Origin of the sequence: Limosilactobacillus reuteri (genome assembly GCF_020785355.1) — a bacterium.
GTDB classification, from domain to species: domain Bacteria; phylum Bacillota; class Bacilli; order Lactobacillales; family Lactobacillaceae; genus Limosilactobacillus; species Limosilactobacillus reuteri_I.
Map to the genome: position 1 here is coordinate 19,896 of NZ_JAJGVH010000032.1, position 25,348 is coordinate 45,243.

General features: G+C 39.1%; 13 protein-coding genes. 5 read left to right on the plus strand and 8 right to left on the minus strand.

The features are described from left to right. Positions 1-116 precede the first annotated feature (116 nt). Genes LMB56_RS00850 through acpS form a run of 3 tightly spaced genes read right to left on the minus strand, consistent with a single transcriptional unit; the run spans position 117 to position 1,999 of the window. A complete protein-coding gene (locus LMB56_RS00850) occupies positions 117-491 on the minus strand; it encodes a type II toxin-antitoxin system PemK/MazF family toxin (protein WP_003667249.1) in 375 nt (124 codons plus the stop codon). 18 nt (positions 492-509) lie between these two features. Next, a complete protein-coding gene (gene alr, locus LMB56_RS00855) occupies positions 510-1,637 on the minus strand; it encodes an alanine racemase (RefSeq protein ID WP_229283376.1) in 1,128 nt (375 codons plus the stop codon). After that, a complete protein-coding gene (gene acpS, locus LMB56_RS00860; RefSeq protein ID WP_003674648.1) occupies positions 1,637-1,999 on the minus strand; it encodes a holo-ACP synthase in 363 nt (120 codons plus the stop codon). The genes alr and acpS overlap by 1 nt, the downstream gene beginning before the upstream one ends. A gap of 330 nt (positions 2,000-2,329) precedes the next feature. Here acpS and dltX point away from each other — a divergent pair, with 330 nt between their 5' ends. Genes dltX through dltD form a run of 5 tightly spaced genes read left to right on the plus strand, consistent with a single transcriptional unit; the run spans position 2,330 to position 6,776 of the window. Beyond that, positions 2,330-2,470 carry a teichoic acid D-Ala incorporation-associated protein DltX gene (gene dltX / locus LMB56_RS00865; RefSeq protein ID WP_003665629.1) on the plus strand — a complete coding sequence of 47 codons (141 nt, stop codon included), beginning with the start codon at positions 2,330-2,332 and terminating at the stop codon, positions 2,468-2,470. Positions 2,471-2,491: 21 nt separating this feature from the next. Next, a complete protein-coding gene (dltA, locus tag LMB56_RS00870; protein ID WP_229283375.1) occupies positions 2,492-4,018 on the plus strand; it encodes a D-alanine--poly(phosphoribitol) ligase subunit DltA in 1,527 nt (508 codons plus the stop codon). Further along, positions 4,018-5,235, plus strand: coding sequence for a D-alanyl-lipoteichoic acid biosynthesis protein DltB (gene dltB / locus LMB56_RS00875; RefSeq protein WP_229283374.1), 1,218 nt, complete (start codon positions 4,018-4,020; stop codon positions 5,233-5,235). Before dltA ends, dltB begins: the two co-directional genes overlap by 1 nt. 19 nt (positions 5,236-5,254) lie before the next feature. Continuing rightward, the gene (dltC, locus tag LMB56_RS00880) at positions 5,255-5,494 is read left to right on the plus strand and encodes a D-alanine--poly(phosphoribitol) ligase subunit DltC (protein ID WP_003665624.1); all 240 of its coding nucleotides are present in this window, start codon (positions 5,255-5,257) and stop codon (positions 5,492-5,494) included. After that, positions 5,487-6,776, plus strand: coding sequence for a D-alanyl-lipoteichoic acid biosynthesis protein DltD (dltD, locus tag LMB56_RS00885; RefSeq protein WP_107721934.1), 1,290 nt, complete (start codon positions 5,487-5,489; stop codon positions 6,774-6,776). Before dltC ends, dltD begins: the two co-directional genes overlap by 8 nt. Positions 6,777-6,819: 43 nt before the next feature. Here dltD and LMB56_RS00890 read toward each other — a convergent pair whose 3' ends face one another. The 5 genes from LMB56_RS00890 to htpX all read right to left on the minus strand — a co-directional run bounded on the left by LMB56_RS00890 (position 6,820) and on the right by htpX (position 25,346). Further along, positions 6,820-7,761, minus strand: coding sequence for a glutaminase (locus tag LMB56_RS00890; protein ID WP_153703111.1), 942 nt, complete (start codon positions 7,759-7,761; stop codon positions 6,820-6,822). Between the two features lie 287 nt (positions 7,762-8,048). Next, on the minus strand, positions 8,049-21,026 hold the full coding sequence (locus LMB56_RS00895) for a DUF1542 domain-containing protein (RefSeq protein ID WP_229283373.1): 12,978 nt from the start codon (positions 21,024-21,026) through the stop codon (positions 8,049-8,051). Between the two features lie 321 nt (positions 21,027-21,347). Beyond that, positions 21,348-22,841 carry a DEAD/DEAH box helicase gene (locus LMB56_RS00900; RefSeq protein WP_153703113.1) on the minus strand — a complete coding sequence of 498 codons (1,494 nt, stop codon included), beginning with the start codon at positions 22,839-22,841 and terminating at the stop codon, positions 21,348-21,350. A gap of 71 nt (positions 22,842-22,912) precedes the next feature. Then, on the minus strand, positions 22,913-24,292 hold the full coding sequence (locus tag LMB56_RS00905) for a UDP-N-acetylmuramoyl-tripeptide--D-alanyl-D-alanine ligase (protein WP_229283372.1): 1,380 nt from the start codon (positions 24,290-24,292) through the stop codon (positions 22,913-22,915). A gap of 157 nt (positions 24,293-24,449) precedes the next feature. After that, positions 24,450-25,346 carry a zinc metalloprotease HtpX gene (gene htpX, locus LMB56_RS00910; RefSeq protein WP_019252335.1) on the minus strand — a complete coding sequence of 299 codons (897 nt, stop codon included), beginning with the start codon at positions 25,344-25,346 and terminating at the stop codon, positions 24,450-24,452. Positions 25,347-25,348 lie beyond the last annotated feature (2 nt).

The window sequence follows — 25,348 nt, forward strand, 5'->3', positions numbered from 1 at the left end:
GTTTTGTGCCCACTATGCTTATATTATTTTGTCTTTTGTAGTCTCTCTGGGCTACATTAAAAGAACCGTGATTAATTTAATAGTGAGTATACGAGTTCTGACGCAAATTGTCAAACTCATTTATTTTCATCATAGGCAGCATTTAACCCCACACTAATTGTTAATGCTTTATCTACTTTTGCCATTGTCTCTGGCGATAAATGAGCAATTCGGTCTTTCAATCGTTGCTTATCAATCGTACGTAATTGCTCCAACAAAATGACCGAATCATGAGTTAACGGTAACGACTTACCTTTTAGTTGGACATGAGTAGGCATCTTCTTTTTTTGCATTTGGGCAGTAATCGCAGCAATGATTACTGTTGGACTATAATGATTTCCCACGTCATTTTGAAGGATCAGGACTGGACGAACGCCACCCTGTTCCGATCCAATTACCGGGGATAAGTCAGCGTAATAGATGTCGCCCCGTTTTACTTTTCGTTTTGTCACTACCTTCGCTTCCCTTAATTATTTACTTTGGCGATAAATGCGATGAACCCGATTACTAATATTAGTTAGGATTTCATAGTTAATAGTACCGGCCCGCTCAGCTAAATCAGTTGCTGTAATTTCTTGATCACCGGACTTGCCCATCAATACTACTGGAGTGCCGACTGGGTAATACTTAGGAAGTCGAATCATCATTTGATCCATACATACTCGTCCGGCAATATCACAAAATTGACCGTCAACTAATACTTTATAACCAGTCATACACCGTGGATAACCGTCAGCATAACCAATTGGCAAGGTGGCTAGCCATTCATCTTGTTCCGCCGTATAAGTGGCGCCATAGCTGACAGATCTTCCTGCCTTTAACTGCTTAACAAAAGAAATTGATGAAACTAATGAACTAACGGGCTGTAAATCAAGCGTTAATTTCAAGTCACGTCCAGATGGGTTTTGTCCGTACATTGAAATCCCCATTCGAATTGTATTAGCAGTGATTGTCTCCCGATGCCATAAACCGGTCGCTGAATTTGCCATATGAACATACGGTGGCAGTTCATCAAGGCTGGCAACAAATTGATGCCAACGTTGGACCTGCTGATTAAAGTAATTTTCATCAGGACTATCAGCAGTTGCAAAATGGGTGAACATTCCTTCAAATTCAAATTCAGGACTATCAAGCAGCTTAACAGCTTGCTTAAATGCAGCTACCTCTGTAAAACCAATCCGGCCCATTCCTGAATCAATCCCCAGATGAACCTTTAATGGTTTCTTAGGCTTGGCAACTTGTGCTAACTGATGATATTGTTCAAGCCAATCTAAGGAGCCAACCGTTAAAGAAACTCCGGCTTGAGCAGCAATCAACGCATCTTCAACGGACGTAATTCCAAGGACAAGCGTCATCGCTTCAATCCCGTTATCCCGTAATTCTAATGCCTCATCTAAGATCGCCACGCATAAACCGCTTGCACCACTGGTCATTGCCGTTTGGGCAACTGGAATCAATCCATTGCCATAAGCATTTGCTTTTACAACGGCCAGGATTTTACTATTTTCGGGCAATACTTTTTTCTGTTCTTGAATATTATGACGTAATGCATCTAAGTCCACTATTAATGATGTATCTCGCAAACGACCATTAACCATTATTTATTCTCACTTTCTAAAATTACTTCTGTCATTACTAATGTGGCAGTATGACTCACTGAAGCATGAGCATTACCATTATACGGCGATTTAGTCACAATTGGCGCCCCATATTGGTTATCAATGATTTCAATATCATGAAAGCCTAGTTTAGCACCAATTCCCGTTCCGTATGCTTTAGCAAAAGATTCTTTTAGTGACCACCGACCAGCAAGATATTCTACTGATCGCTGACCGCTAAATTGACTATATTGTTCTAATTCAGTCGGTGTCAATACATGCTGGATGAATTGAGAATGCGCTGTTGCGGCTTTCTTAACTCGTTCAATCTCGGTTATATCGATTCCAATCCCCTTAATCATCGAGTGTTCGTCTCCTTAATTCTCACTAGTATCTACCGCTTAATCTTATCGAAAATAAGCGCTTCTTGCAATTGTTGTTACATTAGTCCATCATTGTCATGTCATATAAAATTATAAATAAAGTTTAGGTTTTTCTAGTTACAATTAGCTCAGAAAAAGTTATAATTTTAAGGCAATAAGCATTCTTGTTTTTGAATATTTCATTAATTTTTTCTTAAGGATTTTATAGTAAGGTGAAAGTAACTCACCCTATTAGCCGAGATACATAATTAATGGTATTCTTGATATGAATGCCAATTACAAATTTATAAAGATGAGAGAAGGAGAACTATGGCTCAGATTATTCAACGCCATCCTGCATTACGATTCATCTTAAAAACATTATTTTACTTTGTAGTGCTTCTTTTATTAATCTACCTTTATGGTTATTACGGAGCAGGCCAAGAGCCATTTATCTACAACGAATTCTAATGCGGAGGAAATAGATAATATATGAGTAAGAATATTATTACTGTCTTTGAGCAAATTGCCAAGGACAACTCAACGCGGATCGCATATGATGAAATGGGCAAAACGACCACTTATGCGGACTTAAGCTCAGCAGTTGATACTTTAGCGGCATGGCTTAGTACTCAATCTTTGCCTGATCGTAGTCCGATTCTCGTATATGGTGATCATCAAGTTGAAATGATTATTAGCTTTTTAGCAGCTTTAAAAGCTGGACATACTTATATTCCAGTGTCCAACGATTCAGCAATTCCACGGATGCAATCAATTCTGGATACTGCTAAACCGGCGATGATTATTGCTGTTAATGATTTTCCAAGCAATGATCTCCAGTTTGATGCCCCAATTGTCGATCATCAACAGCTTGAAAAAATTTTGGCAACACCACAAACTTTTGATACTTCAGCAATGATTAATGGTGACGAACTAGCTTATGTCCTCTTTACGTCTGGAACTACTGGTTCGCCAAAGGGGGTTGAAGTTAGTCACGATAACTTTATGACCTTTGTTGACTGGATGTTAAGTGACGAGTTTCAAATCAAAGAACATGCTAATTTCTTAGGGCAACCACCATATTCATTTGATCTTTCAAACATGTACTGGTTACCAGCACTACTTAATGGTGGGACAATCAAGGCGCTTCCTCACGAAGTTGTTGAGAATTTTGGTCAGATGTTTACTGCTCTACAAAACCTTGATCTTGAAGTTTTTGTAGGGACGCCATCATTTGCTGATATGTTAATGCTTAGCCCAGCATTTAACCAACAAAAAATGCCAAGCTTAAAGACCTTTCTCTTCTGTGGTGAAGAATTAACAGTAAAGACTGCAAAAGGATTACACCAACGATTCCCAGATGCTAAAATCTTCAACACTTATGGTCCAACTGAAACAACGGTTGCCGTATCAGGGATCGAGATCACACCTGAAATCATTGAAAACAATGACCGCTTACCAGTTGGCTATGCAAAGCCAGGAGTCAAATTATCCATTTGGAATGGCGATCAAGAAATCATTACTCCTGGTGAACAAGGTGAGATTGTAATTAGTGGTAATAGTGTGGCACATGGCTACATGAATAATCCGGAAAAAACAGCCAAGTCATTCTTTAAGATTGATGGTGTTCCTGCTTACCGAACTGGGGATGCAGGAACTCTTGACAGCGATGGCTTACTTCACCACAAAGGCCGCATGGATTTCCAAATTAAATTACATGGTTACCGGATTGAACTTGATGAAGTTCGTGCCAGTCTTGAAAAGAGTCCTTTAATCAAACAAGCAGTTGCGGTTCCGAAATATAATAAAGATGGCAAAGTTACGCACCTGATTGCTTATGTTATTCCAAACGAAGCGACTGAAGATACGGCTGGATTAACAAAACAGATTCGTGAAAGCTTGGACGGCTTAATCATGCCATATATGATGCCTACCCAATTCGTTTACCGTGAATCATTCCCAATGTCTGCAAATGGCAAGATTGCAGTTAAACAAATGATTGCTGAGGCTAACAAGTAATGATTGATTGGATTTCAAACCTTCCTAATTTCAGTGCTTATGGAACCCCGGTATACTTCTTCTACTTACTTCTTGCTATTTTGCCGTTGGGAATCGGCCTTTACTTTGGGAAGAGGTTTAGCTGGTATGAAACATTAATTAGTTTCATTTTTATCTTCTTAATGTTCGATGGTTCAAGCTGGCAACAAGGAATTTCATTAATTGCTTATGTTATTTACCAGACAATTATTGTGATGGCTTATCATCGCTACCGGCAAAATAATAATTCGAGTGGTGTTTTTTACTTCACTGCCGCCTTATCAATTTTGCCGATTGTAATTGTTAAGCTTTCACCGGCAATGGTTGGTCATAACTCCCTCCTTGGTTTCTTAGGAATTAGTTATTTAACTTTCCGGGCAGTCGGAACAGTAATTGAAACGCGTGATGGAATGATCAAAGCGATTTCCCCATGGGAGTTCATTCGTTTCATTCTGTTCATGCCAACCATTACTTCTGGACCAATTGATCGTTACCGACGTTTTGAAAAGGATTATAAAAAGGTCCCGACCCGCGAGGAATATTTGAATCTTGTTAATACAGGAATTTTCTACTTATTCCTTGGGTTCTTGTACAAGTTTGTCATCGGTTATTTCTTCGGTCAGCGTTTTTACCCCTTCTTTGAAAAAGCGGCCTTAGCTGATCCATCATTTCCTTCTTGGAACTTAGTCGGTGTCATGTACACTTACGGACTTTACTTATTCTTTGACTTTGCTGGTTATTCATTGTTTGCAGTTGCTATTAGTTACTTTATGGGTGTGCGGACCCCAATGAACTTTAAGCAGCCTTTCAAATCGAAAAACCTTAAAGAGTTCTGGAATCGTTGGCACATTAGCCTTTCTTTCTGGTTCCGTGATTATATCTTTATGCGGTTCGTCTTTCTTGCTACCAAAAAACGGTGGTTTAAGAATCGAAATGCCTTGTCATCAACCGCATATATGCTTAATATGTTACTAATGGGCTTTTGGCATGGAATTACCTGGTACTATATTCTCTATGGTTTTCTCCAAGGTCTAGGCCTAGTAGTTAATGACTGGTGGCTGCGTTTCAAGCGCAAAAACTTAAAACAGCTACCACATAATAAGTTCACTACTGGAGTTGCTATTTTTGTCACATTTAACTTTGTAATGTTTACTTTCTTGATCTTCAGTGGGTTCTTAGATACTTATCTATTCAAATAATTTTAGGAGGATTTTAATTATGCAAGAACAAATTATTAATATTTTAGCTGATGCAACTGGTCGGGACACTGCAGACTTTAGTGATGCAAGTCAAAACCTTTTCGAAAGTGGTCTTTTAGACTCAATGGCAACTGTTAGCCTTCTTCTTGGTTTACAAGATGCTTTTGGCGTTCAAGTACCAGTTTCAGAATTTGACCGTAGCCAATGGGACACTATTGAAAAGATTGAAGAACGGGTAAAGGAGCTCCAAAATGCATAATGGCAAAAAGCTGTGGTCAATCTTTGGCCCGCTGATTGTCGCTTGTCTATTAGTAGTTCTTTTGTTTTCACTGCCGATTAGTAAAAAGCACTCAGCGGCGATTGAACATAAAGCTGCAGTATCGCTAAGCCCGGTTGTTTTTAAGAATCAATCAATTAAACAACAAGCGCTCAGTGATAAGCACACCCACTATGTTCCATTCTTTGGTTCTAGTGAATTACGGCGAATGGATCGTTTCCATCCTTCTGTAATGGCTGCTCGTTATCATAACTATACCCCCTTCCTCTTCGGTTCACGGGGTACCCAATCTCTTCCGCAATTCTTTAACATTAATTCAATGGAAACGCAGATGAGAGATAATAAGGCCGTCTATATCATTTCACCACAATGGTTTACTAAGCAGGGGGTTCAACCACCAGCTTTCAAGTACTACAATGGTGAACTCGCTAACCTTAACTGGCTTCAACACGCTAATCCTAAATCACCATACGATCGCTACATTGCAACGCGATTAATTGCAATGCTTGGTAAAGACGGGACTGTTTCTTCGTATGCTAAAAAGATTGCAGAAGGAAAATCCCTTAGCAGTTTCGATATGGGAGTTATCCGCTTCCGGCTTAATATGTTGGTTCATGAAGATGCCATCTTCTCAGGTTTTCAATTGAATAATAACTATGGCAAGCATATTCTCCCAAACGTTAAGAAACTTCCTCCGCGTTACAATTACAACGAACTTTATGATGATGCAATGAACGAAGCCGCACGTGATACTAATAACAACCGTTTTGGTATTAAAAACAGCTTCTATACGCAGCGTGTGAAGAAAAACTTAGCGAAAACAAAGGGATCACAACGGAATTTCAATTATACTAAGTCACCAGAATATGGCGATTTGGAAGTAGTTTTGAATCAGTTTAAGAATACCAATTCAAACGTCCTCTTTATCATCCCACCGGTTAATTCAAAGTGGGAAAAGTACACGGGGATGGACATGAATATGTATTACCAATCTGTTGAAAAAATTAAATTTCAGCTTCGCCAACAAGGGTTCAATCACATTTTGGATCTTTCTCATGATGGTGATAAGCCTGGATTTATGGAAGATACTATTCATATCGGTTGGGCTGGTTGGGTAAAAGTTGATAAAGCTACTAATAGTTTTATTTCTAACAAGCAACCGCAACCACATTACCAAATCAATAGTAAGTTCCTTTCACCAGAATGGACTAACTTAACCCCAACTCCTGGTAATTTACAGAAATTCCAAGAAAAATTACATTAACAAAAAGCGAGACTTGAAGAATTTTCTTCGGGCCTCGCTTTTATTAAACTACTAATTCTAATTGATCAACAACATCTTGTAATAAACTCATTCCTGCCAAACTATTGCCATGTTGATCAAGAGCTGGACTAAAAATACCAATACCACATTTTTGCGGGGCACAAGCCAATAAGCCGCCGCCAGTACCACTTTTAATAGGGAGTTCAATTTTAATTGTGTATTCTTTTGATTCTTCAAACGAACCAACTGTTGTTAGCAATTTCTTTACCAACTCGTTATCTTCATGGCTAATAAGACGCTCATTATCCCAAGGTTTAATTCCATCATTTGCCAAGACTGCTCCTAAGTTAGCAAGACTCTGTGCTGTCACCATCATTGAGCTTTGCATAAAATAAGTTATCAATGTTTGATCAACAGTCTCTAAAATATCCTTATCTTTCATATAGTAAGCCAGTGCATGAATATCTTTATCATTCATAATTGCTGACCGAAATAAACGCTCATTCAGGCTAATGCATGGGTCATTGCAGATCTCACGACAGAAACCGAGAAGGGCATTAAAACTATTCTGCCCCATCAACTGGTCAATTAAGGCTGTCGTTAACAAGGCGGAGGAATTATTAAGGTAATTTACCCGGTGGACCTGCTCGGTTAACTCGTCATCCAATAGTACCGAACTTAGGCTATAATCTGCCGAACCATTTTCTAGTTCTGCTAAGACGCGCTTATGACCTAATCTCTTGATCGCTAATATTAAAGTTATGACCTTCGCAATACTCTCGATTGCAAATCTCGTTCCTGCCATTCCAGCGGTCCCAATTTCGTCCTCGTCAACGTCATAAATGGCAATGCCCAATTGCTGCGGATCAACAATTCCTAATATCGGAATGTAGTTTGCAACCTTACCATGAGCTGTTTCAGCAAAGTTTTTATCAATCAATTGCTCTAATTTTTGCATCGTCAAAACCTCTCTCACACAAGGCATAAATAACCCTGCAGCTCCTCAAGTACCAAACAAGAAAAATTAGCCCCCCTTTACACTTAATTTGCATGATGAAATAATAGCCGAATATCTACATGAGCTCATCTTCTCAGATACTAATCATCGTAATAATCGTAACAAATACATTATAAATAAATCAAATAATTAGCATAAATATTTTTATAAAAAGATAACAAAATACCCCACTCTTATTTATACATTCCTAAATAAGAGCGGGGCATTTTTAATTTATCCTAAACCAGTTTAAGCTTATCAAACGACTAATTAATTTAATCGCGTTTCTTCTTACCTAATCCTGAAAGTCCGAATAAGCCTAATAGACTTGCAATTGCTAAGCCAGCAATGCTTAAGCCACGTTCTGTTTCATTACCTGTTTGTGGTAATGCTTCCTTACTATTTGTATCAGCAGCTTTTTCTGTCTGTTGACCAGTAGTAAGGTTAGTTCCATGACTTCCCGTTAAGTCGGCTTGGGTATTGTTACCTTGAACCGGAGCTTGAGTTGCATTGTTATTATCTTGGCTAGTACTGTTGCCTTCAGTTGGCGTTTCAGTATTAGTCTGGTGGTTAGAAGAATTATCAGATTCAGTAGGAGCGTTTGAAACCTTAATATTTTCAATTGCCGCAATTCCAGCTGCCTCTGCTTCACTAATTGCACTAGCAGTAGTAGCATTGTCAATCGCTGTCCGCGCATTTTCTGCTGCTTGTTCAGCTTCATTAATCAACGCTTCCTTCGCTGCTGGGCTTAGGTTAGAATTATTGATTTCTTCCTTCTTAGAATTCAAAGCATTATCAACGTTCTTCTTCGCTTGGTCGCGAGTCTCTTCAACAGTTGGTACTTGAATATCTAAGATTGCTTGCACGCCATTCTTCGCAGCAAGTTCAACCGCATCATTAGTTGTTGCTGCATCAATATTCTTGTTTGCAGCAGCAGCTTCGGTTTGTGCTTGATCAATTAGCTTTTGCTTTTCAGCATCAGTTAAGTTTTGAGCAGCGTTAATTTCAGCCGTCTTAGCTGTTAATGCATCGGCAATAGCTTGTTTAGCATCACTCTTTGCTGCATCCAGAGTTGGGATGGTTACATTCAAGATTTCGTTGATTCCTGCTGTTTCCGCATCCTTAACAGTGGCGTCAGTGGTTGCATTCTTAATATTATCAATTGCCTTATCTGCAATCTCGTCTACTTGGTTCTTCAATGCTTCTTTTTGCGCCTCAGTCAAGTTCTTAGCTGCTTCGATTTGGGTCTTCTTAGCATCCCGAACTTGTTCAACTGCTGTAATTGAAGCATCTTGAGCATCAGTTAACGTTGGTACTGTAATATCAAGAATTGCTTGAACACCGTTATCCCGAGCAGCATTGATTTCCGCACTAGTTTGGGCGTTATTTACGTTGTCAACAGCGGTCGTGTATGCTGCCTGAGCCTGTTGCTTAAGATCTTGCTTAGTAGTTTCAGAAAGATTATTAGCATTATCAATTTCACTGACTTTATCAGCTAATGCTCTATCAAGGGCAGCAATAGCATCCTTTTGTTGATCTTCTCGGCCAGGAACCTTAATGTCAAGGATTGCCTTAACACCATCAGTCTCAGCATCCTTAACTGCGTCATTAGTTTTTGCCTTCGCAATATTATCCTTAGCAGTATTAGCCGCAGTTGTAGCGTCCTTAATTAAAGCATCTTTTTCAGTATTGGAAAGGTTAGTTGCAGCATTAATTTCTGCCGTCTTTTCTTTCAATACCTCATCGATTACCTTAGTTGAAGCCTTCTTAGCTTCATCAAGACTTGGAACAGTTACATTTTCAATTGCTTGAGCACCATTGTCTTCTGCAGTTTGAACATCATTATTGGTTGTAGCATTATCAATATTCTTCTTAGCCTGATCCGCTTCGTCAGTTGCTTGGTTAATCAAGTCTTGCTTTTGACTATCTGAAAGATTATCAGCATTATTGATTTCATTCTTCTTTTCGTTGAGAACATCATCAATCAGATTCTTTGCTTGGTCCTTCGCGGTTTCAAGACTTGGTACCGTTACATTAGCGATCGCGTTAATACCATCTGTAGTAGCTGTTGCAACCTCACTATCAGATGTTGCCTTCGTAATATTATCTTTAGCTGTATTAGCCGCGTTATTAGCTTCATCAATTAAGTTGGCCTTTTCCCCAGCAGTAATATTAGTAGCATTGTTGATTTCGTTAACCTTATTAGTTAAGGCATCATCAATTGCCTTGATTGCTTCATCTTTAGCAGCTGATGTCGTTGGAACATTGATAGCATTAATATTTTCAATCCCAGCATTCTTTGCCTCTTCAACACTTTGGTTAGTAGTTGCGTTGTTAATAGCATCCTTAGCATTATCGGCAATGTTGTTTACCTGATTGATTAGATTTTGCTTCTCATCAGAAGTTAGCTGTGAGGCGTTATTAATTTCTGTTTCCTTTTGTTTAAGAGCATCATTAATTGCATCAATGGCACTTTGCTTAGCATCAGCAAGAGTTGGCACTTCAATTCCTAAAATCTTATCAACACCTGCTTGAGATGCAGCTAATGCTTGATCATTGCTGGTAGCTTGATCAATCTTTTCAATGGCTGTATCTGCTTCTGCGTTAGCACGGTTAATTAATTCTTGCTTAGTAGCAGAATCGAGGTTTGAAGCAGCATTGATCTCATTAGTCTTGCTTTCTAAGGCATCCGCAATTGCTTGCTTAGCATTATTCTTAACTTCATCTAAGCTTGGCACTTTAACATCAAGAATATCTTGAATACCCTTATTTCCCGCATCCTTAGCTGTTTGATCATCCTTTGCTCCATTGATTGCATTAATGGCATTATCAGCAATTTGATCAACTTGCTTAGTCAACTCGTCCTTTTCATCTTGGCTTAAGTTGTTTGCGTTGTTGATTTCTTCCTTCTTCGCCTCACGCACTTCATTAAGAGCATCGATACTATCTTGCTTCTTTTCATCAAGACTTGGAACAGCAATATTAAGAATGGCTTCTACACCGTCTGCACTTGCTTTATCAGCATCGTCATTGGTTGTTGCCTTATTAATATTATCAAGGGCCTTATTGTATTCCGCATCAACTTGTTGAGTTAAGTTGGCCTTTTCATCTGCAGTCAAATGAGTTGCTTCATCGATTTGGGCAAGCTTAGTAGATTTAGCCTCGTCTAAGGACTTGATTGCATTCTGTTTGCGATCTTCTAAGCCAGGAACCTTAGTATCAACAATTGCATCGATACCATCTTTTTCGTCCTTGGCAACTTCTGCGTCATTAGAATCATTGTTAATCTTATCCTTTGCCTTATCAGCAATATCAGTGATTTGGTTGATAAGATCCTTCTTTTCTTGATCAGATAAATGAGTTTGATCATTAATTTCCTTCGTCTTATCTGCTAAAGCATCATCAATTGCCTTCGTGGCTTTATCCTTAGCATCATCAAGACTCGGAACGACAATATTAGCAATCTTTTCTGCGCCAGCATCTCTTTCCGTAGCTACATCGTCATTAGTTGTCGCTTGGTTGATCTTGTCTTTAGCTTCGTTAGCGGCGTTTTGTGCTTGGTTAATGAGGTCTTGCTTCTCTTGATCAGTCAAGTGGGAAGCATTATTGATCTCATCTTCTTTTTGCTTAAGAACGTCATCAATTATTTGACTAGCATCTTTCTTCGCATCATCAAGACTTGGGACAGTGACATTTGCAATAGCATCTACACCATCTGTAGTAGCTTTGTTGACTGCTTCATTGCTAGTGGCATTCTTAATGTTTTCCTTAGCCTTTGCTGCTTCTTCGTTGGCTTGATCAATTAAGTCTTGCTTTTGCTTATCAGATAAGTTGGTTGCATCATTGATTTCTTTAGTCTTGTTAGCTAAAGCATCATCAATTGTTTGGTTAGCTTGATCCTTGGTTGATGAAGTTGTTGGAACTGCAATATCGTTGATTGCAGCAACTCCTTTATTCTTAGCATCTTCAACCGCTGGAATGGTAGTAGCTGAATCAATTGCATTCTTAGCTGCCTTTGCTTCTTGGTCAACTAAGTCATTCAAGGCATTAGCTTCATCGGTGGTTAATGGTGCCTTTGCAATTTCAGCCTTCTTACCAGCAACTGCATTGTCGATGGCGGCATTAGCAACATCTTTATCAATGGCAAGCTGACCATTGTCAACGGCAGTCTTAACCTCATCGTCAGTCTTCGCATTATCGATAGCTTCTTGGGCCTTCTTAGCATCGGAATCGATTTGATCCTTCGCAGCTTGCTTCTCTTCGTCAGTCAAGTTGTTATCTTGGTCAATTGCCTTCTTAGCATCGTCAACGGCATTATTAAGGTCTGTGGTTGCGTGGTCCTTAGCTGGTGACTTAGTCGGGATTTCAATGGCGTTGATTGCTTTTATACCATTGTCCTTGGCTTCAGTTACTGCAGCATTGGTAGTTGCACTATCAATTGCCTTATCTGCAGCATTTTGGGCATCAGTAACTTTCTGCTTCAATGCAGCTTTTTCTTCGTCAGTTAAGTTTGAAGAATCGATTGCATCGTTCTTAGCTTCGGCTGCTTCTGTAATAGCTTTCTTAGCTGCTTCTTTAGCTGTTGACTCAGTTGGCACTTCAGTATCATTGATATTCTTAATACCATTGTCTTGCGCAGTGGTTACAGCTTCTGGGGTAGGGGCATTATTGATTGCTTCCTTAGCATCTTGAGCCTTTTGATCGACTTCATTATTTAAAGCAGTCTTTTCTTCATCAGTTAATGGTGATTTAGCAATTTCGTCCTTCTTGCCAGCAACTGCATTATCGATGGCGGCATTAGCAATGGCTTTATCAATGGCAAGCTTACCATTATCAACGGCACTGTTTACCTCATCATCAGTCTTTGCATTATCGATGGCTTCTTGGGCCTTCTTAGCATCGGAATCGATTTGATCCTTCGCCGCTTGCTTCTCTTCGTCAGTCAAGTTGCCGTCTTGGTCAATGGCCTTCTTAGCCTCTTCAACGGCATCATTAAGGTCAGTGGTTGCTTGTTCCTTTGCAGCTGACTTAGTTGGAATTTGAATGTCTTTAATTGCAGCAATGCCGTCTTCTTTAGCAGTTGTTACTGCTTCATCCGTTGTCGCACTCGTGATATTTGATACTGCATTACTGTATTCTGCTTGAACTTTATCCTTCAAAGCATTCTTTTCATCAGTAGTTAAATCAGCAGCTTTATCAATTGCGCTATTCTTAGCATCACGGGCTGCATTCAACTCTTCAATTGCCTCTTGTTGCTTCTGAACTAGAGTTGGAATAGTGATGTTATTAATGCTATCTAACCCTGCTGTTTCTGCACTCTTAACTTCATCATTAGTTTGAGCAGCGTTGATTGCCTTCGTTGCCTCATCAGCAGCTTTATTGGTTTGATCAACTAAAGCTTGCTTTTCTTGATCAGTTAAGTGAGCAGCATTGTTAATGTCATTCAGCTTAGCATTCTTAGCACTTTCAATTGCATTAATTGCATCTGTTTGCGCACCGTCTAGAGTTGGAATAAATAAATCAGTAATTTGCTTGATTGCTTCATCGCGGGTTGCAGTAACTGCATCATTGGTAGTAGTTGCTGCCTCATTAATCTTAGCAATTGCATCGTTAGCAATTTTATCTACTTGATCAGTTAATTCTTTTTGCTCTTCAGCACTTAGGTTAGATGCATTAGCAATTTGCTTATTCTTAGCATCTTGAACTTGCTTAATTGCATTAATTGCATCTTGTTTAACTTGATCTAAGCTTGGAACAGTCACATTAGCAATATCTGCAATCCCCTTATTTTGTGCTTCAGTCACAGCATCATTGGTAGTGGCATTGTTGATATTGTCTTTTGCAGTTTTAGCTACTTCACTTGCTTGATTGATTAAGTCTTGCTTTTCATCAGTACTTAAGTTAGATGCATTATTAATTTCATCTGTCTTAACTTGCAAAGCATTGTCAATTGCAGTATTAGCAGCCTTCTTAGCATCTTCTAGTGAAGTAAAGCTAATGCCTTTAATGTTGTCAATTCCTGCATTGGCTGCATCGCGCACACCATCATTGGTAGTGGCATTTTCAACATTATTCTTAGCAGTAGCTGCTGCATCATTTGCCTGATCAACTAATTTTTGCTTTTCAGTCTCATTTAAGTTAGACGCATTATTAATTTCATTTACTTTAGCATTCAACGCATCATCAATAGCTTGGTTAGCGTTCTTCTTCGCTTCGTCAAGAGTTGGAATAGTAACATTTTCGATGTTCTGAACACCAGTAGTTGCTGCAGCTTTAGCATCATCATTTGTTTGAGATTGGTTGATGTTGTTAATTGCTTCAGTTGCGGCATTAGTTGCATCATTGATCAAACTTTGCTTTTCATCTTGAGAAAGGTTAGAAGCATTGTTGATTTCGTCAGTCTTGGCATCTAAAGCCTTGTTAATGAGATCAATACTTTCCTTCTTAACATCAGACAAGTTTGGAACTGTTACATCAGCAATTGCTTTTTCACCATTGGTTTGGGCAGTCTCAACACCAGCATTAGTAGTGGCGTTGTTGATATTGTTCTTAGCAGTATTTGCTGCTTCAGTTGCTTGCTTGATTAAGTCAGTCTTTTCTTGAGTGTTAAGGTTAGAAGCACTATTGATTTCATCAGTCTTATTTTGTAATGCTTTATCAATTGCCTTAATAGCATCGTCCTTAACTGTAGAAGTAGTTGGCACTTCAATCTTGTTAATTGCATCTACGCCACTGTTTTGTGCAGTGGTTACTTCTTCAACAGTAGTTGCATTAGCAATATTTTGTTTTGCGTTCTTTGCTTCAGAATTAATTAAATCAGTGTAAGCTTGCTTTTCTTCAGTAGTTAATGGATCTTGGATCTCCTTAAGCTTACCAGCAGCTGCATTGTCGATAGCTGCATTAGCAACATCTTTGTCAATTGCAACCTTACCACTGTTAACTGCATTGTTTACGTCATTATCAGTCTTGGCATTATTGATGGCATCTTGAGCAGTCTTAGCATCAGAATCAATTTGATCTTTAGCAACTTGTTTTTGCTCGTCAGTCAAGTTGCTATCTTGATCGATTGCTTTCTTCGCTTCATCAACAGCCGTATTAAGGTCAGTGATTGCTTTTTCCTTATTCGCTGATGTTGTTGGAACTTTAATGCCGTCAATTGTACTAATACCATTGTCTTTAGCTTCAGTTACTGCTGCATTAGTAGTTGCATTATCAATCGCTTGATCTGCGGCGTTTTGAGCATCAGTAACTTTTTGTTTCAAGGCAGCTTTTTCTTCGTCTGTTAAGTTTGAAGAATCAATTGCACTATTCTTGGCGTCTGCAGCTTCTGCTACTGCCTTCTTAGCTGCTTGTTTAGCTGCTGATTCAGATGGTACGTCAATATCATTGATATTCTTAATACCATTTTCTTGTGCAGTAGTTACTGCTTCTGGAGTAGTTGCAGTGTTAATTGCTTCTTTAGCAGTCTTGGCTTTTTGATCTACTTCATTATTCAAAGCAGTCTTTTCTTCGTCTGTTAATGATGAGTTAGAAATTTCTGCTTTCTTACCAGCGACTGCATTATCAATGGCGGCATTAGCAACGTCTTTATCAATTGCTAATGTACCATTATCCGCTGCCTTCTTAACATCATCGTTAGTCTTGGCATTGTTGATAGCTTCTTGAGCAGTCTTAGCATCAGAGTCAATTTGATCCTTAGCTGCTTGCTTTTGTTCATCAGTTAAATTACTGTCTTGATCAATGGCCTTCTTAGCATTTTCAACTGCTGTATTAAGGTCAGTGGTTGCTTGGTCCTTAGTATCTGATTTAGCTGGTACTTCAATACCATTAATTGCCTTAACGCCTTTGTCTTCCGCTTCAGCTACTGCTACATTTGTTGTTGCATTGTCAATTGCTTGATCTGCAGCTGTTTGTGCATCAGTAACTTTTTGTTTCAAGGCAGCCTTTTCTTCATCAGTTAAGTTTGAAGCATCAATTGCAGTATTCTTTGCTGTTGCTGCGTCAGCTACTGCCTTCTTAGCTGCTTCTTTAGCTGTTGACGTAGTTACTTCAATACCATTAATTGCAGTAACTCCATTTTTTTGAGCTTCAGTTACTGCTGCATTTGTTGTTGCATTGTCAATTGCTTGATCTGCAGCATTTTGTGCTTCAGTAACTTTTTGTTTCAAGGCAGCTTTTTCTTCATCAGTTAAGTTTGAAGAATCAATTGCATTGTTCTTTGCAGTTGCTGCGTCGGCTACTGCCTTCTTAGCTGCTTCTTTGACTGCTGATTCAGTTGGAACTTTAATGCCATCAATTGCAGTAACACCATTATTTTGTGCTTCAATTACAGCATCATTAGTCGTTGCATTAGTAATTTCTTCTTTTGCCTTATCCGCAGCTGTATTGGCTTCTTGTGTTAACGCAGTCTTTTCATCAGTAGTTAAATCACTAGCGGAATTGATCTCTTCTAATTTCTTAGTTAAAGCATCGTCAATTGCTTTATTTGCATCAGATTTCACAGTATCTAAGCTTGTTGGAACAATCTTTTTAATTGCATCCACACCAGCTTGACCTGCTTGAGCTGCCTCATTGTTTGTTGTAGCAGTTTCAATATTTTCTTTAGCCTTATTGGCTTCAGCAGTTGCTTGATCAATTAGATCTTTCTTTTCTGCATCATTAAGATTATCAGCTTTATTAATTACCTCAGTTTGAGCTGTAAGGGCATCATCTACTGCTTTATTTGCTGCTTTCTTAGCATCCTCTAAGCTTGGAACAGTAACATTATTAATATTAGTTGTTCCTTCATCTTGTGCAGTCTTAATTGCATCAGCTGTCGTTGCTTTATCAATGGCTTCTTTAGCATTATTAGCTGCATCAGTTGCTTCTTTGATTAATTGATCCTTAGTTGTTTGATCAATATTGTTAGCATCGTTGATTTCCTTAGTCTTAGCGTTAAGGGCATCATCAATTGCTTCTTTTGCAGTATTTTGACTATCAGTAACGCTTGGTACCTTTACATTGCTAATTGCATCAATACCCTTTGACTGCTCAGTTGCTACATCATTATTAGTTGTAGCTTTTTCAATAGCATCCTTTGCTGTATTCGCTGCATCAGTTGCTTCTTTAATTAACTGATCTTTAGTCGTTTGGTCAATATTTTCAGCGTTATTGATTTCCTTAGTCTTATCAGTTAATGCTTGATCAATTTCTTTGGTTGCCTTAGTTTTAGCATCATCTAAACTTGGAACAGTTACATTGTTAATGTTCGTAATTCCTTCAGTCTTAGCACTATTAACTGTATCGGCCTTGGTTGCTTGATTAATCGCAGTATTAGCATCCTCTGCTGCCTTCTTAGCATCGGCAATTAATTGATCCTTAGTAGCTTGATCGATATTAGTAGCGTCAGTGATTTGGGTAGTCTTAGTATCTAAAGCCTTTTGAATATCTTCAGTAGCAGCATTCTTAGCATTTGTAAGGTTAGTATCCCCATTCAAGCCATTGATTGCATCAGTAATAGCCTTTGCTGCATTGTCTACATCTGCCTGAGTTGCATTAGTATTCTTTAAAATCTCTTGACCTGCAGTAATCGCATTATTAAGAGCTTCTTGATTTGCTTGGTCGGCGTTAGTGTAGTTACCAGTGTTCTTAGCACTATTAGCATTGGTTAAAGCTGTTTCCAAGGCTTCAGTATTAGTAGCCTCACCTTTAAGGTTATCTTTTGCTGCATTAATTGCATCTAAAGCATTCTTAACATCACTTGCAGATGGATTTGCTTCATTTAAAACTGCTTGACCTGCAGTAATTGCATTATTGTATGCTGTTCGGGCTTCTTCACTACCATTATAGTATGCAGGCGTATTTCTTACATTTGGCGCATCCTTAACAGCAGCTTCTAAGGCAGCCTTGTTTGCAGCTTCAGTCTTAGCATCCCCATTTAAGTTATTATTTGCAGTTTCAAGATTTTGAAGAGCTTTGTTTACTTCTGCTTGAGTTGCATTAGTTTTACCTAAAACTGTTTGTGCAGCTGTAACTGCATTATCATATGCAGTTTTTTGAGTTTCGTCTGCATTAGTATAGTTATTGCTTTCTTTTACAGTTGCAGAATTGTCAACTGCTTTTTGAAGCGCTGATTTATCAGTTGCTTCACCCTTAAGATTACCCTTAGCAGTATTGATGGCATCTAACGCAGCAGTAATTTGAGTAGCGGTTGCGTCTGAATCATCTAACACTTTTTGACCAGCGGTAATTGCTTCATCATAAGCCTTCTTAGCTTCATCAGAACCATTGTAGTATGCCGCATCATCTGATTTTACAGTAGGTGCTTCATCAACTGCTTTTTGAAGGGCTTCCTTACTTGCTGCTTTCTTAGCATCACCATTCAAAGCATCTTTTGCATTATTAATGGTGGTTAATGCATTATCTACCTCAGTTTGAGTAGCATTTTCTTTACTTAAAATGCCTTGACCTGCTTTAATGGCAGCTTGGTAGTTATCTTGAAGCCTGGTATCCGCATTAGTGTAGTTATTGCTTGATTCTACTGATGATGCTTGATCAACAGCAGTTTGCAATGCAGTCTTATCCGTTTCTTTACCAGTTAATGCAGTTAAAGCAAGTTGAATGACACTTACTGCTCCATCTACATCACTTTGATCATAACTTGTTGGATTATCAAGAATATCTTGACCAGCTGCAATTGCATTATTATATGCCATTTGAGCTTCTTCAGTAGCATTGTAGTAACTTGGCTTTTGTTCTTCGGCAGAAGCAGCGTCTACTAATTCTTGAAGAGTAGCAGTATTTACTTGTCTCAATGCTGCAACCGTTTCAGTAAGCGTTGGAGATTCAACGAAGTCTTTAGAAGCGACGACGGTAATCTTTGCGTCATCAGTTAATTGACTAGCTAACGAGGATAGATCAATAGAGAATTCTCCCCCATTAGGCTTTGGTGAACCGTCGGGATTTTTAGGAGTACCGGTATAAGTTACTTTTGTAGTAGTTATGTTTCCATCAGTATCAGTATATAGGCGATACATTCCTGCTTCAGGAACGCCTGTAGCAGTCTCATTAATCAAAACAGTAATATAAATTGGAGTCTTACTGTCACCAGTAGATGTTGTAATACCAGTTAATTGATTATTTTTGTCAAGATGTAAATTCGTTAGAGTTACATCTTCACCAGCAGCGACAAAAGAGAGAGCGCTCGGATTTGTCTTAATGTAGTCATAAATTGTTGTAGGAACGTCTTTATTTAAGGAAGTTACTACACTGTTGCTTAACGTACCATTAGAACTATATGTGGCATCGACCTTACCTAATGGGACTTGATATTGACTAGCAACATTAGTGTTTTTAACACGGGTAAATTTGATTGTACCGTTCTTAATCAAAGTCTTGTCGGAACTAATATTAGCAGATAAATCAATAGTGAATTCTTTGGGTTGATCAGAAGTAAAGGTGCTACCGCTTGAAAGGTTAATTGCAGTTACAGCACCAGTACCATCCGCACTAATTTTGAAACTAGAGTGAGGATCAAGCTTAACAGTTCCTGTACCTGAAACAGTCATTAAATGCCCGTTGAAGTCTCCCAGATTAGTTGCTTCAAGACTAAAGGTTGCACCATTACCAACATTAATTGTCGCATCCCCATTAATATAAACGGGGTCATCCCAACCTTGTGCATGATAATATGGCGTACCTTCAGACGTAATAGTTAAATTACCGTTATTATTGATAGTTGCTCCAGAGTTTAAATATAGTGCACCAGAATGATATTTATCATCAGAATCATCTTTTAAATTAATATTAAGATTTGCACCCTTATCAATATTTAAAGTTGTATTCCCATTCGATGCAATACCACGAGCAATACCATCCATCCTCATACCGTTTAACTGTTCTGGTCCATTTTTAGTATGTGGGTTTAAGGTAACTTGCGCTCCGGCACTACCATCAGAATTGCTCTTGACATTAATTACAGTTGTACCCCTATCAATTTCAATTACATTTGAGTTATTTGTGGTAAATGCAACTCTACTACCTGCTTCAAAATTAATATTATTAGTACCATTCGCAAATTGAAGAACCTGTTGATTACCTTTACTACCATTATATTGTGCAGTACGTGTCTTATTATCAAGTGGTCCCACATAATTTTCCACTGAAGTAGCATTCACTGTATTTTTAAAGATTACAGTAGCATTGTATCCAGAATCAGTATAAACAAGTTGGGAACCAGTATAGTCAACATTATCAAAAGTATATGAACCAGCACTACGAACGATACCGTAATAACTCTGGCCATAGAGATTAAGGTCTTTAAATGTTACACCGTAATCATTACTGTACATATTGAACCCATATCCAGCAAAATCAATAGTGTACTTTGTGCCAGGGATAGCAGACTGAATAGTGATATCACGTTTATTTGAAATAGAGGTCCCAGTATAATAACTACTTGTCTTAGTACCTAAATTAATGTCATTTGCAACATTAATGGTAGTAGCTGTACCTTTTTGAATAGCATTAATTAATCCGTCTGCATCACTAACTGTCACTGCATTAGGATCTTCTGTTTCAGCCGCAAGTGCTGTAGTTGCCACTTTACTTTCAGCAAGATTATTTGCATTGGTTTCTTGATTAGTAAATAAGTTTAAAGTGGTAGTTTCTACACCATCACTAGCAGGAACAGCAGCAAATGACGTCAAATAATTTGCAACAGGCACCGAATTTCTGTTAGCAATCGTATTTAGGACTTGCCGGGTTGCATTAAGGCTCGCATCACTAGAACTATTTTCTTGTGCTACCGGTTGTGCTTGTGTTGGAGTTTGTACTTCTTGACTAGCACTTGGTTGCTTTTCTGTCGTAGATTGATCCTTAGTTGCTTCTACAGTTGCAGTTGAAGCAACAGCATCATCACTAGCAGGAGTGTTAGCAGTTACTGCTGTTTGGCTATTAGCTGACGCTTGACTTTGGACTGCACTATTAGCACTAGTTGCTGATATGGACGATTGATTAGCACTTGAAGCAGCACTACTTAAAGCAACTTCGGACTTAGTGGCTAAACTATTATCGCCCGTATCACTTGTGGCAACTTGGTCACTAGCATTGGCAGTATCAGCGTGTGCTACTACTTGTCCACCACCGTAAATACTAAAAGTAATTCCAAGTAAGACTGATGCGACACCAACATTTAATTTACGGATGGCAAACCGTTGCTTTTCATTGCGCCGATTCTTTTCCGCAATCAATTTTTTATTATTTTTTGATACCATGTTCTATTCCCCCTGGATCATTAAAATTTAATTAAAAGAGGTTGCCTTTATTAATGCAATTGAACAAAAACAAATAATTAATCATCTTATTAATCACTATTGTAGTAATTGTCTAGTACATTAAAAAAACAACCTCGTTACCTATGCTTTACTATAGGGCCTATAGACTGATTTCCCCGATAATGTAATTCTAAAAAATCCATCTATATATAAACATATGATAAGTATAACCTAATTTTAATTTTCAATCAATTATATTAAATTTGTTTAACATAAAAAAGCCCTTGGTCAAATCTCTCAACCAAAGACTTCTTAGCTAATTTAATCTTCTTTTCGATGACGGATATTAAATGCATGCCGACTAGAATGGCTCTTCCCATGGTTATCATTCCGGCGACTACCATGTTGGTGACGACGGAAATTCTTACGCCGGTAGTGGTTGCCACCATGCGAATTATTTCGGTTGCCATTACGGTTATTTCGCTTGTTACGTCGTGGAAGGGGACGTTCAGGAGTAATCTTAACGGGAACCTCACTCGCTGCTTCCTTCGTCATGTTATTTAACAATGCTGCTACCAGATCAGTTGCATTATGAGTTTCTAGTAACTTTTCAGCGGCTTCTTCATAACGATCAGTTGAATCCTGCGCGATTAATTCATCGATATCATTAAAGGCTGATGCAACTTGACCCTTAAATGCTTCTTCAGCTGTTGGTGGCTTGAGTGGCAGCATCCGTACCCGGGTTAATTTTTCAATCTCATGAAGGTAATCCATCTCATTTGGAGTAACAAAGGTTAAAGATACCCCGTGATGTCCGGCCCGTCCTGTTCGGCCAATCCGGTGAACATAGCTGTCTGGGTCAGATGGAATATCGTAATTATAAACATGCGTAACCCCGGAAATATCTAAGCCTCGGGCAGCCACATCTGTTGCGACTAAGATATCAAGTTCATTGTTCTTAAACTTCCACATGATCTTAGAACGCTTATCCTGAGTAAGGTCTCCATGAATACCAGCTGCATTATATCCCCGTGCAATTAAGCCCTTCGACAATTCATCTACCCGTCGCTTTGTCCGACCAAAGACAATTGTTAAGTCGGGATCTTGAACATCAATTAAGCGGGTCATAATGTCAAACTTTTCATAGTCACGGGCGCGAACATAGTACTGATCAACTAAGTCAGTAGTCAATTCCTTGGCCTTGATCCGAACAGTTTCCGGATCAGACATAAATTGAACCCCAATCCGCTTGATTTCTGGTGGCATGGTTGCTGAGAAGAGCAATGTTTGCCGATCATCCGGTGTTTCCTTGATGATGGATTCAATATCCTCTAAGAATCCCATGTTTAGCATTTCATCTGCTTCATCAAGGACAAGGGTCTTAATGTGGTCAAGTTTAACTGTATGACGGTTAATATGGTCCCGTAACCGTCCAGGAGTCCCAACAAGAATTTGTGGGTGTTGTTTCAAGCTCTTAATTTGGCGCCGAATATCTGCTCCACCATAGACTACCTGCACGCGAACATGTTTATCCTTACCAAGACGATAAAGTTCTTCTTGAGTCTGGATTGCTAATTCACGTGTTGGTGAAATGATAATTGCTTGAATATTGGGATTTTCAGTATCAACGTTTTCAATAATTGGTAACCCAAAAGCAGCCGTCTTACCAGTTCCAGTTTGTGCTTGGCCAATAACATCCTTACCCTCAAGAACCATTGGAATCGTTTGTTCTTGAATTGGTGTTGCTTCTTCGTATCCGCTCCGTTTGATTGCTTTTAATAGGCTATCGGATAAGCCTAATTCACTAAACTTCAAAAATTTTCCTCCTAAAAATGACCAGTCGATTCATGATATAAGCATCAGTAATCGACTGGCAAATATATTAACTATTCTGCTTTCAATGCCGTCAAGACTTCTTCTAGGTGAATGCCATGGCTTGCCTTCAATAAGACAATATCCTCACCTGTCAAAGCAGCCGTAAGATCGGCAATTAATTGTTGAAGGTCACTAGCAGCATAATGATGGATATCTTCAGCTGGGTAACCTTCTTGGATCAACTTGGCTTTAAGATTTTTCATTTGTTCGCCTACAAGGTAAACACTAGCAATCTTTTGGTGGTCAATCTCTTCTGCTAAGCTAGCATGCAATTTTGGCGCAGCATCCCCTAATTCCAGCATGTCCCCTAATACGGCGATCCGGCGACCATCTACTGGTGTCTCTGCAATCGTCTTAAGAACTTCCTTGGCAGCGGTTGGGTTTGAATTGTAAACATCACTTAAGATCTGTTCGCCATTCTTTCCTTTAACCCATTCAGCACGATTTTCCGTTAATTCAACGTTTGCCAACGCTTGCTTCATGTGGGCGGGAGTAATATGCAGAATCTTCCCCACTTCCATAGCCGCTAACGCATTATTAATATTGTATTCACCAACCATTGGAATAGTGAATTCTTCATCTGGCCATTCGTTGACGGTAAATGATAGCTGCCGTGGTTCATCGTGGACACTTGTTGCATACAAATTATTGCTTAGTTGCCGACCAAAGCGCATCTGTCGTTGGGCAAGATCTTTCACCCGTTCCTCTAATAATGGCTCATCCCCATTAAATACTAGTGTTCCATCTTCCTTTAGGCCATGGGTAATTTCCATCTTTGCATCAGCAATCTTATCACGAGTCCCGAAGAATTCGATATGTGCTTCCCCGATCATTGTAATAACGGCAATGTCAGGATTTACAAGCTTACTTAAGAAGTCAAGCTGGTCAAAACGGTCCATGCCCATCTCAACTACCACTGCTTCGGTATTAGACTCCATGTTAAGAAGCGTTACTGGAACCCCAATCTCATTATTAAAATTAGCATATGTCTTTGTGACATTAAACTGCGTACTTAAGATTGACGCAATCATATCTTTAGTCGTCGTCTTACCATTACTACCTGTAACTGCAACAACAATCGGATTGATCTTATGCAAGTAGTACTTGCCTAGTTGTTGAAGGGCCGTTAGTGGATCATTAACGACTAATAGCGGGTGCGTCTGATCCGTTATCTCATGGTCACTAGCCCATAAACTAGCTACTGCACCATTGGTAAAAGCACTTGGTACGTATTGGTGGCCGTCTTGGGCACCTTGCAACGGAACAAATAAGCTCCCTTGATCTAAGTGTCGACTGTCAAATGACACGCTAGTCACTTCTACGTCTTTCCATTGTTCAATGTCATTTTGTGCGTTGATCGCCTTGGCAATTTCCGCTAATTTCATTTTCATGAAAAAGATACCTCTTCTTTTGATACTTTGGTCTAGCTTTTTAATTATATCACCCTCACTAGTATAAGGCGATTAAAAACGATAAGTCGTGAGCAAAAATAGCAAAGACTGAGAAAAAGCAAAAGTTTTTTCTCAGTCTTGTCTCACTATAAACTTATTACATTTGACGCAACCGTTCAATTCGCTTATCTAGCGGTGGGTGAGTGTCAAATAGATTTGAAAAAGGATGGTGCTTAGCGTTCTTTTCTGGATCGCTAATATATAATGCTGAACTGCTTGGGTCCACATGTTTCATTGGGACAGCAGTTTTTAGCTTTTCTAATGCACTAATCATCCCTTGCGGATTACGGGTTAACTCAACAGCACCTGCATCGGCTAAGTATTCCCGATTACGTGAAAGGGCCATCTGCGCAATGGTTGCTGCCAATGGCGCTAAGATAATCAAGAGAATCGAACCAAGGATCGCGAAAACACTTGATGGATTATCTCGGTCATCGCTACTGCTCCGCCCACCAATCCACCAGAAATTTCCAGCAAAATTGACAAGCATTGCGATTGCGGATGCTAAGGCTAACGCAATTGTTTGCAGACGGATGTCATAGTTACGAACGTGAGTCATTTCATGGGCCATTACCCCTTCTAGTTCTTCACGATTCATTTTTTCCATCAAACCAGTAGTAGCGGCCACAGCAGCATGCTCAGGATCATTACCAGTCGCAAAAGCATTGGGACTTGGGTCATGGATGATATAGACTTTCGGCATCGGTACCCGTGCAACTAAGGCCATATCTTCAACAATATGCCAAAGTTCTGGCGCATCACTCGCTGATCGTACCTCTGTCGCGTTATTCATCCGCATCACTACATCAGTCGATTGACCAATGATCACGGACATATAGATCACCGCAATAATCGCCGCAATGATCATGCCGCCAATCGCTGTCCGCGCAAATAAATATCCAATCGCAGCCCCAATTAAAGCAAGCAATACAAAGAACCCAAACATCACCAAAATTGTTTTTCGTTTATTACGGGCAATTTGCTGATATAACATGC